This window comes from Rhodanobacter aciditrophus (assembly GCF_042679525.1).
In the GTDB taxonomy this organism is placed as follows: Bacteria; Pseudomonadota; Gammaproteobacteria; order Pseudomonadales; family Marinomonadaceae; genus Marinomonas; species Marinomonas aciditrophus.
The window spans coordinates 52449-73067 of the sequence record NZ_JBHTMN010000002.1 but is presented as its reverse complement, the minus strand read 5'-3'; the positions used below and the strand labels follow the sequence as shown (position 1 = coordinate 73067).

General features: G+C 47.0%; 19 protein-coding genes and 1 pseudogene. 13 read left to right on the top strand and 7 right to left on the bottom strand.

From position 1 onward, the window contains the following. Positions 1-122: 122 nt before the first annotated feature. From iolD to ACFQ45_RS00340, 3 genes and pseudogenes are all read right to left on the bottom strand, one after another. Positions 123-1853: pseudogene (gene iolD / locus ACFQ45_RS00350) on the bottom strand (3D-(3,5/4)-trihydroxycyclohexane-1,2-dione acylhydrolase (decyclizing)); the annotation flags it as partial. Positions 1854-1923: 70 nt separating this feature from the next. Next, the gene (locus tag ACFQ45_RS00345; RefSeq protein WP_377364191.1) at positions 1924-3834 is read right to left on the bottom strand and encodes a bifunctional 5-dehydro-2-deoxygluconokinase/5-dehydro-2-deoxyphosphogluconate aldolase; all 1911 of its coding nucleotides are present in this window, start codon (positions 3832-3834) and stop codon (positions 1924-1926) included. Between the two features lie 297 nt (positions 3835-4131). Continuing rightward, positions 4132-5028: a sugar phosphate isomerase/epimerase family protein gene (locus ACFQ45_RS00340; protein WP_377364189.1), complete on the bottom strand. Its 897-nt coding sequence runs from the start codon at positions 5026-5028 to the stop codon at positions 4132-4134. A 398-nt stretch (positions 5029-5426) separates the two neighbouring features. Between ACFQ45_RS00340 and ACFQ45_RS00335 the strand changes: the two genes are divergently transcribed. Further along, the gene (locus ACFQ45_RS00335; protein WP_377364187.1) at positions 5427-6263 is read left to right on the top strand and encodes a MurR/RpiR family transcriptional regulator; all 837 of its coding nucleotides are present in this window, start codon (positions 5427-5429) and stop codon (positions 6261-6263) included. A gap of 84 nt (positions 6264-6347) precedes the next feature. Here ACFQ45_RS00335 and iolB read toward each other — a convergent pair whose 3' ends face one another. After that, positions 6348-7175, bottom strand: coding sequence for a 5-deoxy-glucuronate isomerase (iolB, locus tag ACFQ45_RS00330; protein ID WP_377364185.1), 828 nt, complete (start codon positions 7173-7175; stop codon positions 6348-6350). Between the two features lie 222 nt (positions 7176-7397). Between iolB and ACFQ45_RS00325 the strand changes: the two genes are divergently transcribed. Then, positions 7398-8261, top strand: coding sequence for a DUF72 domain-containing protein (locus tag ACFQ45_RS00325; RefSeq protein WP_377364183.1), 864 nt, complete (start codon positions 7398-7400; stop codon positions 8259-8261). Between the two features lie 3 nt (positions 8262-8264). Continuing rightward, a complete protein-coding gene (locus tag ACFQ45_RS00320; protein WP_377364181.1) occupies positions 8265-8573 on the top strand; it encodes a hypothetical protein in 309 nt (102 codons plus the stop codon). Here the strand turns inward: ACFQ45_RS00320 and ACFQ45_RS00315 are convergent. The 3 genes from ACFQ45_RS00315 to ACFQ45_RS00305 form a co-directional block, all read right to left on the bottom strand. Then, the gene (locus tag ACFQ45_RS00315) at positions 8570-9109 is read right to left on the bottom strand and encodes an NUDIX hydrolase (RefSeq protein WP_377364180.1); all 540 of its coding nucleotides are present in this window, start codon (positions 9107-9109) and stop codon (positions 8570-8572) included. The genes ACFQ45_RS00320 and ACFQ45_RS00315 overlap by 4 nt on opposite strands. A 12-nt stretch (positions 9110-9121) precedes the next feature. Further along, entirely contained in the window at positions 9122-10378 is a 1257-nt protein-coding gene (locus tag ACFQ45_RS00310; RefSeq protein WP_377364179.1) for an HlyC/CorC family transporter, read from the bottom strand. 71 nt (positions 10379-10449) lie between these two features. Beyond that, the gene (locus tag ACFQ45_RS00305; protein ID WP_377364177.1) at positions 10450-11217 is read right to left on the bottom strand and encodes a cytochrome C assembly family protein; all 768 of its coding nucleotides are present in this window, start codon (positions 11215-11217) and stop codon (positions 10450-10452) included. Between the two features lie 128 nt (positions 11218-11345). On the opposite strand from ACFQ45_RS00305, the gene ffh reads away from it, so the two are divergent. The 10 genes from ffh to ACFQ45_RS00255 all read left to right on the top strand — a co-directional run bounded on the left by ffh (position 11346) and on the right by ACFQ45_RS00255 (position 20537). Further along, positions 11346-12734 carry a signal recognition particle protein gene (gene ffh / locus ACFQ45_RS00300; RefSeq protein WP_377364175.1) on the top strand — a complete coding sequence of 463 codons (1389 nt, stop codon included), beginning with the start codon at positions 11346-11348 and terminating at the stop codon, positions 12732-12734. A 173-nt stretch (positions 12735-12907) separates the two neighbouring features. After that, positions 12908-13156, top strand: a complete 249-nt coding sequence (gene rpsP, locus ACFQ45_RS00295; RefSeq protein ID WP_377364173.1) for a 30S ribosomal protein S16 — start codon at positions 12908-12910, stop codon at positions 13154-13156. A 15-nt stretch (positions 13157-13171) separates the two neighbouring features. After that, positions 13172-13717 carry a ribosome maturation factor RimM gene (rimM, locus tag ACFQ45_RS00290; RefSeq protein WP_377364171.1) on the top strand — a complete coding sequence of 182 codons (546 nt, stop codon included), beginning with the start codon at positions 13172-13174 and terminating at the stop codon, positions 13715-13717. An 18-nt stretch (positions 13718-13735) separates the two neighbouring features. Next, positions 13736-14488 carry a tRNA (guanosine(37)-N1)-methyltransferase TrmD gene (gene trmD, locus ACFQ45_RS00285; protein WP_377364169.1) on the top strand — a complete coding sequence of 251 codons (753 nt, stop codon included), beginning with the start codon at positions 13736-13738 and terminating at the stop codon, positions 14486-14488. Between the two features lie 70 nt (positions 14489-14558). Then, positions 14559-14921 carry a 50S ribosomal protein L19 gene (rplS, locus tag ACFQ45_RS00280; RefSeq protein WP_377364168.1) on the top strand — a complete coding sequence of 121 codons (363 nt, stop codon included), beginning with the start codon at positions 14559-14561 and terminating at the stop codon, positions 14919-14921. Between the two features lie 103 nt (positions 14922-15024). Further along, the gene (dsbC, locus tag ACFQ45_RS00275; RefSeq protein WP_377364166.1) at positions 15025-15735 is read left to right on the top strand and encodes a bifunctional protein-disulfide isomerase/oxidoreductase DsbC; all 711 of its coding nucleotides are present in this window, start codon (positions 15025-15027) and stop codon (positions 15733-15735) included. A 150-nt stretch (positions 15736-15885) separates the two neighbouring features. Continuing rightward, positions 15886-17187, top strand: coding sequence for a homoserine dehydrogenase (locus tag ACFQ45_RS00270; protein WP_377364164.1), 1302 nt, complete (start codon positions 15886-15888; stop codon positions 17185-17187). 12 nt (positions 17188-17199) lie between these two features. Then, a complete protein-coding gene (gene thrC / locus ACFQ45_RS00265) occupies positions 17200-18585 on the top strand; it encodes a threonine synthase (RefSeq protein ID WP_377364162.1) in 1386 nt (461 codons plus the stop codon). Positions 18586-18651: 66 nt separating this feature from the next. Then, positions 18652-19362, top strand: coding sequence for a 16S rRNA (uracil(1498)-N(3))-methyltransferase (locus ACFQ45_RS00260; protein ID WP_377364160.1), 711 nt, complete (start codon positions 18652-18654; stop codon positions 19360-19362). 74 nt (positions 19363-19436) lie between these two features. Then, positions 19437-20537, top strand: coding sequence for a GGDEF domain-containing protein (locus ACFQ45_RS00255; RefSeq protein ID WP_377364158.1), 1101 nt, complete (start codon positions 19437-19439; stop codon positions 20535-20537). Positions 20538-20619 lie beyond the last annotated feature (82 nt).

Sequence of the window (20619 nt, the reverse complement as noted above, 5' to 3'; positions counted from 1 at the left end):
TTTATTGTTTGAGCCGCCTCGCGAAAGGCGGCGTTCTCTAACTGAATGATTTATAGGTTTTTGAACTGACGTGCTTTGTGCTCTTCGTAGTTTTTACGAGCGTTGCGCACTTCTTCACGTTCAGATACTTCCGGTACGGCAACATCCCACCAGTGGCCACCGCTTTCAGTGACAATGGCTGGATCCGTATCGATTTCGATTAAGTAGCTGATTGGGGAGGCTTTGGCGCGCTCAAGGGCGGCTTCCAGTTCTTGGATGGTTGTCACCTTCTCACCGTTTGCGCCCAATGCTTTACCGTGTGCAACGAAGTCAGTTTTAGGTGCGCCACCTTCGACGGTTAAGCAGTCTTCCAGCATGTTGTTGAAGCCTGGGCCACCACAGAATTGTTGTAGACGGTGAATACAGCCGTAACCACGGTTATCCAACACGACGAACACAACTTTTAGGCCAAGCATCACAGAGGTAGCGATTTCAGAGTTCATCATTAGGTAGGAGCCATCCCCCACCATGACGTACACTTCAGAATCTGGCGCAGCCATCTTGGTGCCGACACCACCTGCGATTTCGTAACCCATACAAGAGTAGCCGTACTCCATGTGGTAACCGCGGCTGTAACGGGTACGCCATAGTTTTTGTAGCTCCCCAGGAAGACCCCCAGCAGCACAAACAACGATGTCTTTTTCGCCCGCAGCACGGTTAACGGCACCAACCACTTCACCGTCACTAGGAAGGTTAGTACCGCGGTCGCGTGTTGCTTCATCAATGTCCGCTTGCCAAGCTTGGCGCTCAGATTCAGCACGCTCTACCCAAGCTGCATCAGATTCAAAGCCTTCAAGTGATTTGGTTAGCATGGGTAGCGTCAGTTTGGCATCACCTACCAAAGACACGGCTTTGTGTTTCACGGCATCGAATGAGGCAACGTTTAGAGAAATCAATTTGGCATCAGGGTTGATCAAAGATCGAGAGCCTGACGCAAAGTCACCAAGACGTGTGCCGACCGCAATGATCAGATCTGTGTCTTGAACTAAACGGTTAGTGGAACCTGCACCGGTCACACCTATGGTGCCCATGTTCTGTTTGTGATCCCAAGGCAGTGCGCCTTTACCAGCTTGGGTTTCACCCACCGGTAATTTTAGAGCTGAGACAAATTCGTCAAACTCTTCTAATGCGCCAGAGTAGTGGACGCCACCACCAGCGATGACGACAGGGTTCTTCGCTTGTTTGATAGCTTCGATCGCTTGTGCAAGTTCAAACGCATCAGGGCCTTGGCGGCGCAGACGGTGAACTTTCTCATCGAAAAATGACTCAGGGAAATCAAACGCCATGGTTTGAACGTCTTGAGGCATGCCCAGTGTGACTGGGCCACACTCCACTGGATCTGTTAGCACGCGCATCGCTTGTGGCAAAGACGTCAGAAGCTGCTCTGGACGGGTAATGCGGTCGAAGAAACGGCTCACAGGGCGGAAACAGTCATTTGACGTTAACGTGTGATCGTGGAAGTTTTCCACTTGCTGCAATACCGGGTCAGGCATACGTGTTGCAAAAGTATCCCCAGGTAAGAACAACACAGGAATACGGTTAACATGGGCAACGGCGGCTGCCGTGACCATGTTTACAGCACCTGGACCAGCCGATGCGGTACAAGCCATCATTTGTTGACGGTTTTTTGTCTTTGCGAAGGCGATGGCCGCGTGTGCCATGCCTTGCTCGTTGTGCGCACGGTAAGTCGGTAGCTGTTCCTTCACGTGGTAAAGTGCTTCACCCAGACCTGCCACGTTGCCGTGACCGAAGATCGCCCAGACACCTGCGAACATAGGCTTGATGCCTTCATCAGTCTCGATCTTTTGCGCCATCATGTAGCGGATTACCGCTTGCGCCATGGTTAATTTAATAGTGCTCATGTTGATTCCTTAAATGCCTAGGTTAGTGGCGGTCTTTCCAGTAGGAAACCAATTCTAAATAGTTGGAGACACAGGCGTTGATAAGTTGTTCATCGTCGAAACGACCGCCTAGCCATTCACGGCTTGGTACGCCAAAGATAGAGCGACCCACCGCAAAGCCTTTCACAATGTCGAAGCCAGCGCTGTTTGCAAACCCTTGTTTCAGCTCATCCAGTGGCGCATCCAGTCCAAGCATTACCACACCGCGACAGTGCGGGTCATTGGTATTCACGATGTCTGTGATTTGCTGCCAGTTGCTTGGTGTTTGTGGCGGTAGTTTCCACCAGTCTGGACGAACACCTAGATCATAAAAGCGTTTTAGAGACTCGGTGTAAACCGTGTCGTCAGGTGCTTGATCTCGAGGTGAGATGATTTCCAGTAATAATTCATGGCCAGATACACACGCAGCTTTATAAAGCTCGATCACTTGGCGCTCTTGAGCAGCCAACATCTCTGGCGTGTCCTTGTGAGAATAGAACACCAAACATTTGATAATGTGCTCTTTTGGCCAAGTTTTTAGGCGTGAACCGATACTGCGACCACCTTCAAGCTCAATTGGACGTGAGCTTGGAAACTCAACAGGGCGTCCGATCCACATGTTGCGTCCGGTTACATCGTTTAATGCATCTTGACCATAAGTGTCGTCGATCAATACACCGTATTGGCTATCGCCGATTTCTTTGATGCCTTTATTTAGAGCTTGGACTAACAAACGCTTCAAGGTTTTGATGCGCTCTGGATCTGTGCCTTCTTCAGTGGCCATATCAAACAACTGTTTACGGTGGTCAAATGCAAAGATACATAGGTCTTGCCAATCGTATGGAAGACGTTCAGTGGTCACTCGGTGTAGGTGATTCAGTTCATCGTCTAGATCTGGGCGCGGGATTCCTTCAGCGTGCTCAAGGTAGTAATCCAACTCTTCCGCACTTGGAATGGCGGGTGCACAGCCGTGGCGTGATACAACCAAAGCACCACAAGCATTCGCGTAAGCACAGCATTGTTTAGGTGACTCGCCACGGATCCAGCCCCGTAAGAAACCACTCATAAAGGCATCACCCGCCCCCAACACGTTCATCACATCAACGCGAACGCCAGTGAATACATCAAAGTCGTCTTCGCTTGCAGGGATGTCGCCTTCTAGAACGGTACAACCTAGTGCACCCAATTTTAGAACGATGGTCGCGTTACTCAATTCGCGAATTTTCTTCAGTGCAGTAATAGTGTCAGTGCTGCCGCCTGCAATGTGAACTTCTTCTTCAGTACCCACGATTAGGTCAAAGTCACCCAAAATACCTTGCAGGTGAGTGGTAACTTGGTCATTGGAAATAAAGCGGGTTTCGCCATCGCCAGGGTTTGTTAAGCCCCAAAGTACGGGACGGTAATCGATGTCTAACACACATTTTGTGTCGTTAGCTTTCGCGTACTCGATGGCTTTTTTGCTGGCTGCGTACGTGCCATCGGTAGAGAAGTGTGTGCCAGTGATGACCAGTGCTTTCGCTGAGCCAATGAAGTCAGCGTCGAAATCTTCTGGGCTCACGGCCATGTCCGCACAATCATTGCGGTAGAAGATAAGAGGGAAGGTGTCGCTGTCTTTAATGCCTAGAAGTACTAGGCCTGTTAGGCGTTCTGAATCTGTCACCACGTGGCTGGTATCACAGCCAACACGCTCTAGCTCTTCTTTCACGAAGCGCCCCATGTGTTCGTTGCCAACACGGGTAAGCATGGCGCTTTTCAGACCTAGGCGAGCGGTTCCGTAGGCGATGTTCCCTGAGGAGCCACCTAGGTACTTCGCAAAACTGGTGACGTCTTCAAGTCGGCTGCCGATTTGCTCTGAGTAAATGTCGACTGCCGCGCGGCCGAGACAAATTAAATCTAAGGTTTTATCGCTGGGCATGTTTCTTTATCTCCCGTGTCAGCCTTGTCACCTGGAAACCACGAGTCAGTTCTAGGGTAAGACTGAGGCTGTATTTTTATAGTTTTGATTCACTGAGATCAGAATAGAATTTATTTTCCAAAAATTCAACAAAATAGAATAAATATTTTTCTCGTTCTATTTTTGAAATATTTCAGCGCTTTTGTGTGAGCGTTGAAGATTCTTTTTAGGGTTGAATTGCTACCCTGTGTTCATTAAAAAGCCACCTAAGGTTTTCTTAGGTGGCTTTTGTGTCATCTCACGATTACGTGGCTCACGCTATTTCCAGTATTTGTCCACGTAGCGCTGGATTTCGTCGCGCATAAAGCGAGACGATTGTTCAGCGCGTTCTTCCCATGCAAACACACAGCTTGATAGAACGCCGTCAAAACCGATCTCATGTAGGGTCTTGAAGAAAGTATCCCAATCCACTTCGCCTTCACCCATGTCCAGGTGTTGGTGAACTCGAGCATTGGAACCAGGTGGGTTCACGATGTAGCGTAACTGAGATGAGCCCTTGTGATTAAAGGTGTCCGCTACACGAGCGTGCTGCAGAATACCTTTGGTGTCACGAATGGTCTGCGCTAGGTCGTCCCCATAGTAAAACGAGTGAGGCGCGATATAAGAGCATTGAACTGCTGAAGAGTTGATCGTGCGAATGATGTCCGCCGCTGGCGCCATTTCTTCAACCCAGTCTTCTGGATGAGGTTCAACACATAAGGTTAGACCTTCTTTTTCAAGCAAGGGGACTAACACATCCATAGAGCGCCAGAAGGCGTTTTCACAGGCTTCAGGGGTATGAATCCCTTGGGTATCGGCATTTGAACGCTCTGGAGAACCACCTCGTCCAAATTCAGAAATCAGTAGAGGGTTGTCTAATTCAACGGCAATCTCAATGACGCGCTTCCAGTTGTCCATAGCCATTTTCCATTCGTCCTCATAAGGGCTAGACCAACGGTACATAGGCTGAAGGGTTGAAATGGATACATCGTGGTCCTTCATGGCTTTTTTGAAGCTTTGAAGGCGCTCTGGGTAAACACGTGGGCGTGTCCACCACTGTAGGAAGTCTGCCCGAGGAGACAGTTCGATGTGATCGTATCCCATTTCTTTGGTGGCGCGGCATAGCTCTTCCAAAGAAAGGTGGCGGTGCATATATGGATCGAGTGCAATTTTCATAGCAAAACCTTTTCGATTATTTTTATTGAATGGTCTTCCGTGCTGAAGTGCTGTCTATCAAAGAAGCGCTTTCCTATGGATACGGATTATCTATTGTCTGAATTGGAACGTATATTCCGTTTATCGTCAACAATAGAATGTAGCATTCAATCAAATATATTGCTAAATATTCATTCCAGGTCAGTCTATCTCGCCTGAGAAGTGTTTTTCCTTTTCATTAAGACTGGGGTTCGTGGCGGACTGAACACTAGATAATGTACAATAAAAATATAGAACTTTTGTTCCATTTATGTAATATGCATTTACAGGCATAGCAAAAAGACTGTGCGCCAATAACAATACTACGAACTTGCTTCCTCTGCTTTGTGCCTAAAGGGAGTGAATGATGCGAGCCTTTTATGACGACTAACTCACCCGCCTCTCTTTCCGATTTAAACGAAACTATCAAACAAAACCATTCTCAGCTCAGTAAGCGCCTGCGCCAAGTGGCGGAGTTTGTGTTGGATTACCCAAATGAAGTGGCGTTCGGAACCGTGGCTGTTTTGTCAAAAGATGCGGGCGTTCATCCTTCTACTTGGGTTCGATTTGCCAATGCGTTTGGTTTTAGCGGCTTCAGTGAAATGCAAAAGCTGTTTCAACAAAGTTTGATGGCGGATTCCCCAAGCTATCAAGACCGCATTCGTATGGCGCGTCAAGCATCAGGGCAACCTGATAGCAGTCAGTCTTCTTATCAGCTGCTGACTCGTTTTACGGAAGCTAATACCCTAGCGTTGGAGCACCTAGGGGATAATATTCGCGCAGAAGACTTGGATAAGGCCATTGATATTTTAAGTCAGGCTCAAGCTGCCCATATTGTTGGCGTGCGTCGAGCGTTTGTTGTGTCGAGTTATTTTGCTTATGCCTTGCGCCATATTGATCGCAAAGCGTATTTGGTTGATGGCGTGGGGGGGATGTACAAAGAGCAGGCCAGCACCTTCGATGACAAAGATGTATTGATTGCGGTGAGCTTTCACCCCTATGCGGAAGAAACTCAACAAGTGGCGAAAGTGGCAGTGGAAAGGGGGATCCCAGTGATAGTGATTACGGATAATCACCTAAGTCCTTTGGCGTCTGTGGCGTCCGTATGCTTTGTGGTGAAAGAGGCGGAGATCGATTCGTTTCGTTCCCTTTCTTCGTCGTTATGTTTGGCTCAGGCGCTTTCTATTGGTTTGGCCTATAAGCTTCAAGAAGCCTAAGTGATTGGCCTGTTTTAGAGCGCATTAAAAAAGCGGAAGTGCATGCACTTCCGCTTTTTTGTTGGTGTTGCGTCGGACTCGCCTCTATTGGTCAGCAGCGATCTTCTTGTCTCGCTCAATAATCCATTCATGGTCTTTGTCGTTGTGGAAAATCCAGTTACGGGATGGACCAGCCATGACATTCAGGTAGTAAGACTGGTAACCGTGTGGAACGCCCACAGGATGGTAGCCTTCTGGCACCATGACCACATCACCATCTTCCACTGCCATCGTTTCGTCTAGGCTGCGGTCATCGGTGTAAACCCGCTGGAATACAAAGCCTTGAGGTGGATCGATCCGGTGGTAGTAGGTTTCTTCAAGTTGTGTTTCCGCTGGCGCAGCGTCTTGGTCGTGCTTGTGTGGTGGATAGCTGGACCAATTGCCGCTTGGAGTGATGACCTCACACACCAGTAGGCTGTCGGCTTCTAAGTTGCTAAACAATACGTTGCAAACGTGACGACGGTTGCTGCCCACGCCGCGGCTTTCAAATTGGCAATCTTCTGGACGAATTAATCGCGCAGGGTAGTTGCCTTTCGCTGGTGCTTGGCAAACCGCTAGCTCAATGTCTGTTAAAGCCGTCATTGAAATGCAGTCGTTCGATGAAGCGTAGACGGCAAAAGGGGCTTTTTGGTCAAATACGGATTCGCGGTCGCCAATATTGTCCCACTGTTGTTCGTTGGTCTTGGCGTCAGCTTTACCGTTTAACAGTACGACACAGACTTCGTTGCTACCTGTTTCCACCGCAAAGGTTTCGCCTTTCCTTAATGTATGGGCTTCGAAGCCAACGTAGTTCCAATTAGCGCTTTCGGGCGTAATTTTCTGCGTTTGTGTGCTGCCTTCTAGCGTTTGTTTTTTTGATAATAGATGCGACATGCTCAACTCCCACAATAGAAAAATCTATGTTCATATTTATCACGAATAGCCACACGATATAGTATTAAAAATTCCATATCAAATTATTTTGGAATATTTATTTTATTTTGCCGTTAGGTAATCGGTGTTTTTAGTTTAGGTAGGATCGCCAGCGAATGGTAAAATAAGGCTTCAATGTTCTTATCTAGGCGGTATGGCCGCTGATAAATTGGAGTTTTGTAGATGGTCATCCGCTATGGCATGGCACAATGGCAGCATCCCGCTTGGGTGGATTGGTTGTATCCCCGTTCAGAAGCTACCGGGGCACGGCTAGGTCACTATGCCAAGTTTTTTAAAGCCGTGGAAGTAGGGAGTACCTTCTATACGGATGTGGCCCCTGAGCAAATTGAGCGTTGGGCCGCCATGGTGGGGGAGGATTTCAGATTTTCCTTTAAAGTGCCGCGCCATATCTCTCATCAGTTTGAAGAGCTGGATGAGACGAGCTGCATGTCGGCTTGGCAAGCTTTTCAAGATTTACTGCGGCCTATTGAACCTCTGTTGGGAGCAACGATGCTCCAGTTCCCTGCAACGGTGACAGCTCAGCATTTACCCGTTATTCAAGCGTTGTGTGATGCTTGGACGCTGAAGGCCCCCTTGAGTGTTGAAGTCCGTAGTCTTGATTTGTTTGATAAGGGGAATAACGAAAAGGCGTTTTTAAGCCTCTTGGCCAACAGTGGTGCGGATAAAGTGGTGATGGATTCTCGTCCGGTATTTTCTACCCCCGCTTATTGTGACAGCTTAGTGGATGCTCAACGCAAAAAGCCTCGGGTGCCTTGTCACCCTGTGGCAACGGGGGCCCATCCAGTGGTGCGTTTTATTGGTCATCCAGATTTAGATCGTAATCATGTTTGGCTCGATCAATGGGTCAGCAAGCTTGCCCAATGGCTTGAATCTGGCCTGACGCCTACGGTATTTATTCATTCCTCGGATAATATTGCTGCACCCACCTTGGCTTCCTGGCTGGATCAGAAACTGTTGGCGCGTCTTCCGAATTATCAGCCTCAAATTGCCTTGCCCACTCATCATGAACAAATGGGGTTAATTTAATCTATGTACAGTTTGGTTTTTTATGTGCCAGAAACCCATCTCGAATCCGTTAAAACGGCGGTGTTTGCCGCTGGGGCGGGGGCGATCGGTGATTATGCTGATTGTTGTTGGCAGGTAAAGGGTGAAGGGCAGTTTTGTCCTGCTTCCCAAGCGAATCCTTTTATCGGTCAGGCGGGACAGCTAGAGAAAGTGGCGGAGTATCGAGTTGAAATGGTTTTACAGGATGAGCTTAAGTCTGGCGTGGTTGCGGCGTTAAAAGCCAGCCACCCCTATGAAGAAGTGGCTTACCATCTGATTCGGGTTGAGACTTAAAGGCTGTTGCGCAGGATGGTGTCTTCGTGAAAGCCATACTGGCCCGTTTTATGATCCGCTATAAAGAATGTCAGTGCTTTGGTGACACTGCTAAAGGCCAGTTCGTCCCAAGGGATCTGATCTAGATCGAATAGCTCCACTTCAGAGCTTTCGGAAGTTGGGTGGAAATCAGGTTTTGGCAATTCGGCAATGTAAAATAGATGTACCTGATTAAACTGCGGAATGCTGATCAAGGCGAAGGGTTGTTTGGGAATGACTTCCGAGCCACTTTCTTCAAGGGTTTCTCGAAGAGCGCCTTCTAAGGTTGTTTCGCCATTTTCCATAAAGCCTGCTGGCAGTGTCCAGTAGCCCAAGCGGGGTTCGATATTACGGCGGCAAAGCAGCAGTTTACCTTGGTATAAAGGAATGGTGCCTGTGATTAACCGTGGGTTGTCGTAATCGATAAAGTCACAACTAGGACAGACTGCCCGAACTCTATTATCACCGGCGGGGATTTCCATATTCACTTGGTGACCACATTTCGGGCAGAATCTCATACTCAATACCTTTTATCTTCTGTGCTCTAAACGGGCAAACTTGACGACCTTGTCCTCGATCTCCTGAATTTCGATCATGTAATTATCGACCCAAAGGCTGATTGGGTGCTCAGGGATGAACTCCAGTGTTTCTATGATGAGGCCGTTTAGAGTTTTAGGTCCGTCAGTGGGCAAATGCCAGCTTAGGGCCTTGTTAATGTCGCGAATGTGTGTGGACCCTTCGATACGGAAAGAGCCGTCATCCAGTAGGGCGATTTCTTCTTCTTCGTCTTGGGTGGGAGGGGTGAATTCACCTACGATCTCTTCCAAGATGTCTTCTAGTGCTGCAATACCTTGTACATCACCGTATTCGTCTACCACGATACCCATTTGCTGGTGATCTTTTTGGAAGTTCAGCAGTACTGTGTTGATAGAGGTACTTTCTGGGATGAAGTAAGGTTCTAGGGTAGCTTTCAGCAGCGCGGCTTTAGAAGGGTTCGGTTCGCGTAAGAATTGCGCCGCATGGCGGGCATGCAGAATACCGATGACCTTGTTGATCTCGCCATTGTAAACCGGCATACGGGTGTGACGGGATTCACAAATTTGTTCAATGATCTCTTCGATAGAGTCTTCAATGTCGATGCCGATGACTTCGTTTCTTGGCACCATGATGTCTTCAACAGAGACATTCTCTAAATCCAAAATGGACAGCAACATCTCTTGGTGAGCGGGTGGAATTAGGCCACTGGCTTCATTTACCACGGTGCGCAGCTCTTCAGAGCCTAGTTTGTCATTGCTGCCGTGGCTGCTGTGAACGCCAAAGAGGCGTAATAAGCCGTTAGACATGGTGTTCACAATCACCACCAAGGGGTATAAGGCTTTTAACAGAACGGTCAATCCCCAAGAAGCTGGGAATGCGATTTTTTCTGGGTGAATCGTTGCCATGGTTTTTGGTGTCACTTCGGCAAAGATCAAGATGATCAGAGTCAGAGCACCTGTTGCAATGGCCACACCAGCGTCTCCCCAAAGGCGAACCGCAATAATGGTCGCGATGGCGGAAGCCAGGATGTTGACGAAGTTGTTACCGATTAGGATTACGCCAATAAGACGATCTGGTCGCTCAAGAAGTTTGCTAGCCTTCTTGGCAGAACGGTGTCCATTCTTAACCAAATGCTTCAAACGATACTTATTGATCGAAAGCATGCTGGTTTCGGAACTAGAGAAAAACGCAGAGAGAATGATTAAGAAAACCAGTATTCCAGCCAGAATACTTAAGGGAACGTCGTTCAAAAAAATAATGCCTCAAATTTGGAGTAAGAACGGATTATTAGTTCTCGTTTGTTCGGTGTCAAATGCAACGATCAATTATTGAATATTTCCACTGCGATTTGTGTTCCAAAATAGCCGATCATAAGCAAAATAAAACCACTTAGCGTCAATTTAACGGCAAGCTGACCGCGCCACCCTAGGAAGTGTCTGCCTGTTAATAAGCCTGCAAACACAAACCATGATGCAATGGTAAACACCGTCTTGTGGACTAAGTGTTGCGCAAACATGTCTTCAATAAAATAGAAGCCAGTCGCCATGGTAATGCTAAGTAAGACAAATGCCGCCCAAATAAATTCAAACATAACGCGTTCTAGAACCTGTAACGGCGGTACACGCAGCAACTGGCGCAGATGGTGATGCTTTAATTGATATTCTTGGATTGCTAACAAAATGCCCACACCGCAAGCTGCCGTAAATAGGCTGTAGGCGACCGAGGCAATCAGTATGTGCATGGATGTGCCAAGGGATGTGCTGTGCAATTGTTTTAGATCCCAAGGGGCAATGGCGTTTAAGGCGATCATGATGGCTGCCAGCGGAAATGCCACGCTTAATAAGAGCGATAAGTCCTTATCTCGGTTACTAAACCAAAGCAATAGGTTGCCAATTAAGGAAATCAGTAGGCCAATGGTTAAAAAATCAAAGCCATCTTTGCTTCCCAGCAACTGAATTAAAGCCATGGTATGGATGACGATTGCTAGCGCCCCAAAGGTCTGTGTAGTGCGGGTGCTGGGACGTAAGAAGTACGTACCACCGGCAACAAGCGCGAGAATGCAAGCGAGCCAAAGCGAAAACTGAGTCATGTATAAGCCGATCCACTGGTTAAAACTATAGGGTGACGATCAAATCTTCGTTATAATAAAGTCAATTTCACCTTGGATAAACTGAATAACACGGTTTTTTCCATCTAGAGCAATTTTTTGAGGGCAACATGTTCGACAATTTATCGAATCGCTTAACGTCATCCTTAGATCGCATTCGCGGTCGAGCCAAACTCACCGAAGACAACATTAAAGATGTGTTGCGTGAAGTACGCATGGCACTTTTGGAAGCCGACGTGGCGTTGCCAGTGGTGAAAGACTTTATCGCTGCCGTGAAAGAGCGTGCGGTGGGAACAGAAGTCACCCGTAGTCTTAGTCCTGGCCAAGTCTTCCTTAAAATTGTTAAGCAAGAACTTGAAGCCGTTATGGGGCAGCAGAATGATGAGCTGAATCTACGTGCTACACCTCCCGCGGTGATCTTGTTAGCAGGTCTTCAAGGTGCAGGTAAAACCACCTCTGCAGGTAAATTGGCGAAATACCTTAAAGAGCGCCAAAAGAAATCGGTTTCGGTGGTCAGTGCCGACGTCTATCGTCCGGCAGCGATCAAACAGTTGGAAACCCTTGCCAATGATATTGGTGTGGACTTTATTCCAAGTGATATTTCTCAAAAGCCAATTGATATCGCGAACAATGCCATAGATGTGGCGAAGAAAGCTCACAAAGATGTGTTGATTGTCGATACGGCCGGTCGTTTGGCTGTCGACGAAGATATGATGGCGGAAATCAAAGCTCTGCACGGTGCCATTAATCCTGTTGAAACTCTGTTTGTCGTGGATGCCATGACCGGTCAGGATGCTGCCAACACGGCTAAAGCCTTTGGTGATGTGTTGCCGTTAACCGGTGTCATCCTAACGAAGACCGATGGTGATGCCCGTGGCGGTGCTGCACTGTCTGTACGTCATGTGACGGGCAAACCCATTAAATTTTTGGGTGTGGGTGAGAAGACCGATGCCCTTGAGCCGTTTTACCCTGATCGTCTAGCGTCCCGAATCTTAGGGATGGGGGACATGCTCTCTTTAATAGAAGAAGCAGAGCAGAAGATCGACAAAGACAAAGCGGAGAAGCTGGCAGGCAAACTGAAAAAAGGTAAGGGCTTCGATCTAGAAGACTTTAAAGAGCAGTTGCAGCAAATGAAAAACATGGGCGGTATGTCGTCTATGTTAGACAAGCTTCCAGGTATGGGTGGGCAGCTGGGTAATATCCAAGATCAGGTAAACGATAAGATGTTCGTTCAGATGGAAGCCTTGATCAACTCTATGACTCCAGCAGAACGCCGTAACCCAGATGTAATCAATGGTTCACGCAAAAAACGTATCTCTGCCGGTGCGGGTCTTCAGATCCAAGATCTAAATCGTCTTCTTAAACAGCACAAGCAAATGCAAAAGATGATGAAGAAGTTCAGCTCAAAAGGCGGAATGAAGAAAATGATGCGCGGAATGAGTGGTATGATGCCGGGCGGTGGTGGCTTTCCTGGGGGCGGCAACTTCCCGAAATTCTAATTCTTTTGCACCTAAGTTCTAGGCAACAAAGTAGAATTAAAAAATTGTTGAAAGGGCGATCAATTCGCCCTTTTGTTTTTCTGTGGAATCGACTAGAATATGCCGCCTTCTTGTACTAGGCCGATAACCAGCCTAACAAGAGGTGTTTCGTTAAGCAATAAGGAACCAATAATATGGTAACTATTCGTCTTTCTCGTGGTGGCTCTAAGAAGCGCCCTTTCTATCACTTGAGCGTGGCTGATAGCCGTCGTGCACGTGATGGTCGTTTTATCGAGCGTGTAGGGTTCTTTAACCCAATTGCACGTGGTCAAGAAGAACGTCTACGTATTGATCTAGACCGTGTTAATCACTGGGTAGGTCAAGGCGCACAACTTTCTGACCGTGTTGCTCAGCTTGTTAAAGAAGCTGGCAAAAACGCTTAATACTGAGGTAATGCAATGTCTTCATTAAAGCAAGCAAAAGCTCCTGAGCAGGCGCTTGTCGTAGGACGCATTACATCAGTGTACGGTGTTAAAGGGTGGGTGAAGTTATATTCACACACCGACCCAATGACTGGAATCTTTGATTACAAGCATTGGTGGCTGAAAACTCCTAGTGGGTGGAAAGTCATAGAGTTAAGCCAAGGTCGCGTTCAAGGACGTGGTTTGGTAGCAGCGATTAAAGGCTATTCAGATCGTGATCAGGTAAAAGAGATCTGCGGTATGGATGTCTATATTGATGCAAAAGATCTACCAGAACTGGACGAAGGTGATTTTTACTGGAGTCAGTTGGAAGGTCTAAAGGTAATCACCAAAGAAGGTGTTCTTCTAGGTAAGGTTTCTCAACTTATGGAAACTGGCGCAAATGATGTGTTGGTGGTTCGTGGTTGTGAAGGCAGCTTTGATCGCGAAGAACGTTTGATTCCCTATGTGCCAGATCAGTTTGTGCTAAACATTGATTTAGAGAAACAAGAGATGGTCGTGGATTGGGATCCAGACTTTTAAAATCGAGCGAGGCCTAGCGTGCGCATCGGTGTGGTAACACTGTTTCCGGAAATGTTCCAAGCCATTACCCAACATGGTGTAACGGGCAGGGCAATCAAATCTGGATTGATCGAGATTGATTTTTTCAACCCTCGAACGTTTACCCATGATAGGCACAATACGGTCGATGATCGACCTTATGGTGGTGGCCCTGGGATGCTGATGAAAGTTCAGCCCCTAAAAGATGCTATTGAGAGCGCCAAACAATGGGTGCCCAATGCAAAAGTTATTTATCTATCCCCTCAGGGGCGCACGCTAACGCAGGAAGGCGTGCAACAGCTTGCTAAACAAGCAGAATTTATTCTGGTAGCAGGCCGTTATGAAGGCGTTGATGAGCGTTTGATTCAATCTCAGGTTGATGAAGAGTGGTCCATTGGCGACTTTGTCCTAAGTGGTGGTGAGTTACCGGCAATGGTGTTGATGGACTCTGTCTTTCGCATGGTTCCCGGTGTGTTAGGTAAGCAGGCTTCCGCAGACGAAGATTCGTTTGCAGATGGATTGCTTGATTGCCCACATTATACTCGCCCCGAAGTACTAGACGGTGAACCTGTACCACCGGTACTACTTAGTGGCAACCATGAGGCGATACGGCGCTGGCGATTAAAGCAAAAGCTCGGAAGAACTTGGCAACGTCGGCCTGACCTTCTGCAGAACCTTGAGTTGGACAAGGAACAGCAGAAGTTGTTAAAAGAGTTTATTCGTGAAACTGAAGTTTCAACCTCGGCAGAGTAGGAATCACGAGCTAGTCGGAACGTTATAACCTTCGCGCCGATTAGAAACCATATCATTAGGAGTCAAATCCATGAGCAACAAAACTAAGCTGATTCAACAGCTAGAAGCAGAACAAATGAACAAAGAGATCCCAGCCTTCGGTCCTGGTGATACTGTTGTTGTTCAAGTTAAAGTTAAAGAAGGTTCTCGTGAGCGTCTACAGGCCTATGAAGGTGTTGTGATTGCAAAACGCAACCGTGGTCTTAACTCTGCGTTCACTGTACGTAAGATTTCTAGCGGTGTTGGTGTGGAGCGTGCGTTCCAAACTTACAGCCCACTAGTAGACAGCATTGAAGTGAAACGTCGTGGTGACGTTCGTCAAGCTAAAATCTACTTCCTACGTGATCGTTCAGGTAAATCTGCACGTATCAAAGAGAAATTGGCTAAGCGCTAATTCCTGTTTGGATTCAAAAAAAGGCGACTTCGGTCGCCTTTTTTTATGGAACTTCACCCAGTAAAAATGGCCTAATAGAGCTTCCTAGGACGTAGAGGTTATTATGAAACACGTAGCAAAAAGCTTATTTGTGGCCACGGCTTTATTTTTTGGAGTAAGCACAGCGGCTCAAGCAGATGAGCAAACCGTTCGCGACGCCATTGCTCAGGCATTACCTCAATACCAATTAGAATCCCTTGAACGTCATGAGGGGACTGGGCTATATGTTGCCACCTTGCAGAATGGCCCTGTGCTGCACGTAACCGCTGATGGCAGCTACTTATTGGCAGGGGACATGTACCGTGTAGAGGGCGGGAACCTAGTCAATGAAACAGAGCAGGCGAAGCTGGCGAAGATAGAGCAAATCCCAGAGTCTGAAATGGTGGTTTACAAAGCTGCCAATGAAAAAGCGCATATTTCAGTGTTTACCGATATCACCTGTGGTTACTGTCGCATGCTTCACAAAGAAGTAGAAACCTTGAATGATATGGGAGTGACCGTGCGTTACCTTGCTTATCCTCGAGCAGGTATAGGCTCAGAAGCTTACAATGATATGGTCAGCATCTGGTGTTCCGATGATCCTAAGAAATGGCTAACCGATGCCAAATTGGGTAAATCAGTGCCACAAAACACCTGTACCAATCCCGTTGCTAGCCAATACCGTTTAGGAAATGCGGTGGGTGTGCGTGGTACGCCGAGTATCATTTTGGATAATGGAAAATTCATTCCTGGATACTTGCCAGCAGAAGAATTGGCGAAAGAACTAAACTTATAGATTTATAGCGAAAAATTCTCTTAAACATGAGCCCAACTCAGGTTTTTCTACGTTGGGTTTATGGCCGTCTGGCGGTATAATCCTTGGTCACCTAATCGCTTGTCATCAGCGAATCAATATTATTAAAACCGTCAATTGTGGGGTATCGTTTTGAAACCGGTAAAAGTCGGACTTTGTGGGTTAGGAACTGTTGGTTCCGGTACATTTAACATTTTGCGTGACAACGCAGAAGAAATTACACGTCGTGTTGGCCGTAGCATTATTATTGAGCAAATTGGCGCACGTCGAGATAACCCTACCTGCGATACCACAGACGTAAACATTACCCGTGATATTTTTGATGTTGCCAGCAATCCTGAAATCGACATCGTCGTGGAATTAATTGGCGGTACATCTGTTGCTCGTGACCTTGTGTTGCTCGCCATCGAAAATGGCAAACATGTTGTTACGGCAAACAAAGCGCTGATTGCTGAGTGCGGCAACGAGATTTTTGCTAAAGCTCAGGAAAAGGGCGTTATGGTTGCTTTTGAAGCGGCTGTTGCGGGTGGCATTCCAATCATCAAGACCTTACGCGAAGGCTTGTCTTCCAACCATATCGAGTGGCTGGCTGGTATCATTAATGGTACTGGCAATTTCATCATGACTGAGATGAGTGAAAAGGGCCGTGCTTTTGATGATGTGTTGAAAGAAGCCCAAGAGCTAGGCTACGCTGAAGCGGATCCAACCTTTGATGTTGAAGGGATCGATGCAGCCCACAAGCTGACTATCCTGGCTTCCATTGCCTACGGCATTCCACTGCAATTTGAAAAAACCTACACCGAAGGCATCAGCCGCATTACAGCGGAAGATGTGGCCTTTGCTAGTGAACTAGGATATTCCATCAAGCATTTGGGTATCGCCCGTCGTACTAAACTGGGTGTTGAGTTACGTGTTCACCCTACGCTGATTTCTCATAAAACATTGCTTGCAAGCGTTAATGGCGTCATGAACGCCGTAATGGTTAAAGGCGATGCTGTAGGGCCAACATTGACTTACGGTGCTGGTGCTGGAGCGATGCCAACAGGGTCTTCTGTCGTCGCTGACATTATCGATGTGGCACGTACCCTGACTGCCGATCCGACTAATCGTGTACCTCATTTGGCCTTCCAAGCAGACCGTTTGTCTGATCTGGAAGTTTTGCCTATGGAAGAAATTGAGTGCGGCTTCTTCTTGAATATGACCATTCAAGATCGTGCTGGCGTGTTGGCAAACATCACTCAAATCCTTTCTACCAACGGCATCAGCATTGAATCTGTGATTCAGCGTGAGCGCGAAGGCAGTGAGCTTGTGCCATTGGTTGTGATGACCCACGACGTAAAAGAACGCAATATGAATGCTGCCATCGCAGCCATTGAAGCTTTGCCAGATGTAGCGGGTGCGGTTCAGCGTATTCGCGTTGAGAATTTGGCATAAGAGGATAAGACAATGAAATACATTTCTACTCGCGGCCAAGCTCCAGCATTAAGCTTTGGTGATGTGTTATTGGCTGGTTTGGCCAGTGATGGTGGCTTGTATGTGCCAGAAAAACTACCAACATACTCCAAAGATGAAATCGCATCTTGGGCGTCTTTAAGCTATCAAGAGCTTGCTTTTAAGGTGATGTGGCCATTCGTTGAAGGGGAAGTGCCTGCTGATGAATTCAAGCGCATGATCGACGAAGCCTACGCTGGCTTTAATCACTCTGCTGTCGCACCTATGGTGCAAACGGATAACAACGAGTGGGTGTTGGAATTATTCCGTGGTCCAACCTTGGCATTCAAAGACTTTGCGTTGCAATTGCTGGGTCGTTTGATGGACTACGTGCTAGGCCAACGTGGCGAGAAGCTAGTGATTCTAGGGGCGACTTCTGGTGACACAGGTTCTGCTGCGATTGAGGGTTGCCGCCATTCTGAGCATTTGGACATTTTCATCCTGCATCCTTACCAGCGCGTGTCTGAAGTACAGCGCCGTCAAATGACCACAGTGATTGATGATAACGTGTTCAACATTGCTGTGAAGGGTAACTTCGACGATTGTCAGGGCATGGTCAAAGCCAGCTTCGCAGATCAAGGTTTCCTAAAAGGTGCTAAACTGGGTGCGGTGAACTCGATTAACTGGGCGCGTATTATGGCTCAGATCGTTTACTACTTCTCTTCTGCTCTAGCGGTAGGCGGTCCACATCGTAAAGTGTCTTTCTCTGTGCCAACGGGTAACTTCGGTGACATCTTTGCCGGTTACTTAGCGAAGCAAATGGGCTTACCTATTGACCAGCTTGTGGTAGCGACGAACCAAAACGATATTCTGCACCGCACGATCGCGACCAACGACATGAGTCGTCAAGCTTTGAATGTGACGCTTTCTCCTAGTATGGATATTATGGTGTCGAGTAACTTCGAACGTCTATTGTTTGATGCCCATGGCCGTGACAGTGCAGCAATAGCTGATCTTATGGCGCGCTTTAATGCAGGGGATGTGACCTTGAATGACCAAGCATGGTCGTTTGTAAAAGAGAACTTCGATAGCTACAAAGTGGATGATACTCGTACTTGTGAAGTGATCTCAGAGGTGTTTAACGCCACTCAGTATCTGCTTGACCCTCATACGGCTATTGGTCTTGAAGCAGCGCGTCAGTGCTGGAAAGACAAGTCTGTGCCTATGATTACATTGGCAACGGCGCACCCTGTGAAATTCCCTGAAGCGGTAGAGAAAGCGGGCTGTGAATCTCCTAGCTTACCAGAGCATATGAAAGACTTGTTCGAGCGCACAGAGGCTTACGAAGTGCTTGAGAACAGCTTGGCAGACGTACAATCCTACGTTGCTAAGAATATCTAATTGCTAACGCAATAGGGTAAACGAGTCTTCTCGTTTACCCTGCTTCCTCTCCTGAGTACCTTTTCTATGAACCTAATCCTACTGTCGCCTGAGCAACAGCTATCGGAACAGCGCTATGCCTTGTCTGAACGCCAGTCTAAGCACTTAGCCGAAGTGTTGAAGAAGTCCCAAGGAGACAGTGTTCGAGTGGGTTTAATGAATGGCTTAATCGGCGAGGCTGAGCTGGATACAGCATTGCAACAGGTTGAGCTAAAGAGCTTGTCTACCGCCCCTCCTGAAGCCTTACCGATTGAACTTGTATTGGCTTTACCAAGACCAAACATGCTGAAACGTACCTTGTTAAACGTGACAGCCATGGGGGTAAAGCGCATCCATTTATTAAACTCAGCGAAAGTCGAAAAGAGCTACTGGCAGAGTCCAGTATTAGAGCCGGAATCACTGCATCAGTTTCTCTTAGAAGGTTTGGAGCAGGCTAGGGATACGGTATTACCTACGATTACTTTCCATAAACGTTTTCGTCCATTTGTTGAAGATGTTTTACCCGAGTTGCTAAAAACGCAGCGAGGCTTGTTAGCGCATCCCTATCAAGCATCCCCTTGCCCTGTGGCGTTGGATGAGCCCTGTGTTTTAGGGATTGGCCCAGAAGGCGGTTGGAATGAGTTTGAAGTTGAGAAATGGTTAGAAGCCGGTATGGAAATGGTTCATATCGGTGATCGTATTCTTAAAGTGGAAACGGCTGTTCCGGTACTTTTATCGCGTTTATACCCACCTAATTGATAAAACTAAATTAGCGGTACGGCTAACTTTTAGGCTATTGTGGTTAATTGAAAACATTGGAAATTGGATTTTTAATGCAAAAAGAGCCGCGGAGTACTTCATTTCAGACGCTTAGTAGGTGGTTGTCCGCTATATTGCGCCCTAGTGCCTCCTCTCAAGCTGTTTCAGATGCTTCGCGCAAAATATTTATTATTAACTTGTTTTGTCTGGTAATGGTTTTGTTTACGGCATCATTTGCCGTTTACGGACTAATACAGAGTAAATGGGAGGTGATTTATGATTTGCTTCCTTTTACTGCTCTGTATGTTTTTATTTATTTCTGGCTTCGTCGTACTCAAAATCATGTCCTTTGCGGCAACTTAGTTCTTTATCCCCTTTATGTTGTGATGCTGTATTTGGTCTACAGTGGTGGTGTCCATGGTACGGGCCTTGTTTGGATTTATTGTATTCCGCCAATGACGTTGTTTTTGCATGGGGTTAAGCGTGGAGGCATCGAGGTAGCGCTGTTTACCATTGGCTTAGTGGTGATTTTATTTGTTATGAAAACACCGTTTGACGAGCTAGGTTACCATCCAGATCTTAAATCTCGAATTGTGTATTCCTTTCTTTTAATCGCCTGCCTTTCGCTTATTTATGAATATGTCTCGTCTCGTTTTAATCACTCTTTACGCCATCAGTTATCGGTAAAGTTAGAGGAGGTTGCTATGACGGATCACCTAACGGGGTTATTAAGTCGTCATGGTTTGGAGCAACGTTTACAGGCAGAAGAATGGTGGATGCCTAATGTATGGCTTGTCAATGTGGATTGTTTAAAAGGCATTAATGAGGAATTTGGTCATACTCTAGGGGATGAATACCTCAAAGCTTTGGTGGATAGCATGCATGCCTTTTTTGAAGGTAGATCTGTTCTGATATCCAGATGGGGCGGAGAAGAATTCTTAATTGTTTTAAATGACACCGGTGATCAAAGTGAGCTCGCAAATGAGCTGCGTGAAATGATGGCAAAGGCTTCAGTTCAGGTGTCAAGCAGGCAGCGCAGGACCATATCTACCTCAGTAAGTATAGGGATCACTATAATGCGTGCAGGCGAACCCATTTCAACAACGCTTGGACGTGCTTATAAAGCTTTGTATCAAGCTAAAGAGGCTGGGCGGAACCGAGTTGATTCCCTTTAAATCGCGTTATTAGTGTTTTTTCTATTCCTCAGTCACGCAAATATCCACCAAATTAATAAAACTTTACTGGTTGTGTGGTCAA

Coding starts and splice junctions, on each gene's coding strand:
- rimM (WP_377364171.1), top strand. CDS start 13,172: ATGTCTTCATTAAAGCAAGCAAAAGCTCCTGAGCAGGCGCTTGTCGTA.
- ACFQ45_RS00325 (WP_377364183.1), top strand. CDS start 7,398: ATGGTCATCCGCTATGGCATGGCACAATGGCAGCATCCCGCTTGGGTG.
- ffh (WP_377364175.1), top strand. CDS start 11,346: ATGTTCGACAATTTATCGAATCGCTTAACGTCATCCTTAGATCGCATT.
- ACFQ45_RS00255 (WP_377364158.1), top strand. CDS start 19,437: ATGCAAAAAGAGCCGCGGAGTACTTCATTTCAGACGCTTAGTAGGTGG.
- ACFQ45_RS00335 (WP_377364187.1), top strand. CDS start 5,427: ATGACGACTAACTCACCCGCCTCTCTTTCCGATTTAAACGAAACTATC.
- ACFQ45_RS00320 (WP_377364181.1), top strand. CDS start 8,265: ATGTACAGTTTGGTTTTTTATGTGCCAGAAACCCATCTCGAATCCGTT.
- dsbC (WP_377364166.1), top strand. CDS start 15,025: ATGAAACACGTAGCAAAAAGCTTATTTGTGGCCACGGCTTTATTTTTT.
- rplS (WP_377364168.1), top strand. CDS start 14,559: ATGAGCAACAAAACTAAGCTGATTCAACAGCTAGAAGCAGAACAAATG.
- thrC (WP_377364162.1), top strand. CDS start 17,200: ATGAAATACATTTCTACTCGCGGCCAAGCTCCAGCATTAAGCTTTGGT.
- ACFQ45_RS00340 (WP_377364189.1), bottom strand. CDS start 5,028: ATGAAAATTGCACTCGATCCATATATGCACCGCCACCTTTCTTTGGAA.
- rpsP (WP_377364173.1), top strand. CDS start 12,908: ATGGTAACTATTCGTCTTTCTCGTGGTGGCTCTAAGAAGCGCCCTTTC.
- iolB (WP_377364185.1), bottom strand. CDS start 7,175: ATGTCGCATCTATTATCAAAAAAACAAACGCTAGAAGGCAGCACACAA.
- ACFQ45_RS00260 (WP_377364160.1), top strand. CDS start 18,652: ATGAACCTAATCCTACTGTCGCCTGAGCAACAGCTATCGGAACAGCGC.
- ACFQ45_RS00345 (WP_377364191.1), bottom strand. CDS start 3,834: ATGCCCAGCGATAAAACCTTAGATTTAATTTGTCTCGGCCGCGCGGCA.
- ACFQ45_RS00305 (WP_377364177.1), bottom strand. CDS start 11,217: ATGACTCAGTTTTCGCTTTGGCTCGCTTGCATTCTCGCGCTTGTTGCC.
- ACFQ45_RS00315 (WP_377364180.1), bottom strand. CDS start 9,109: ATGAGATTCTGCCCGAAATGTGGTCACCAAGTGAATATGGAAATCCCC.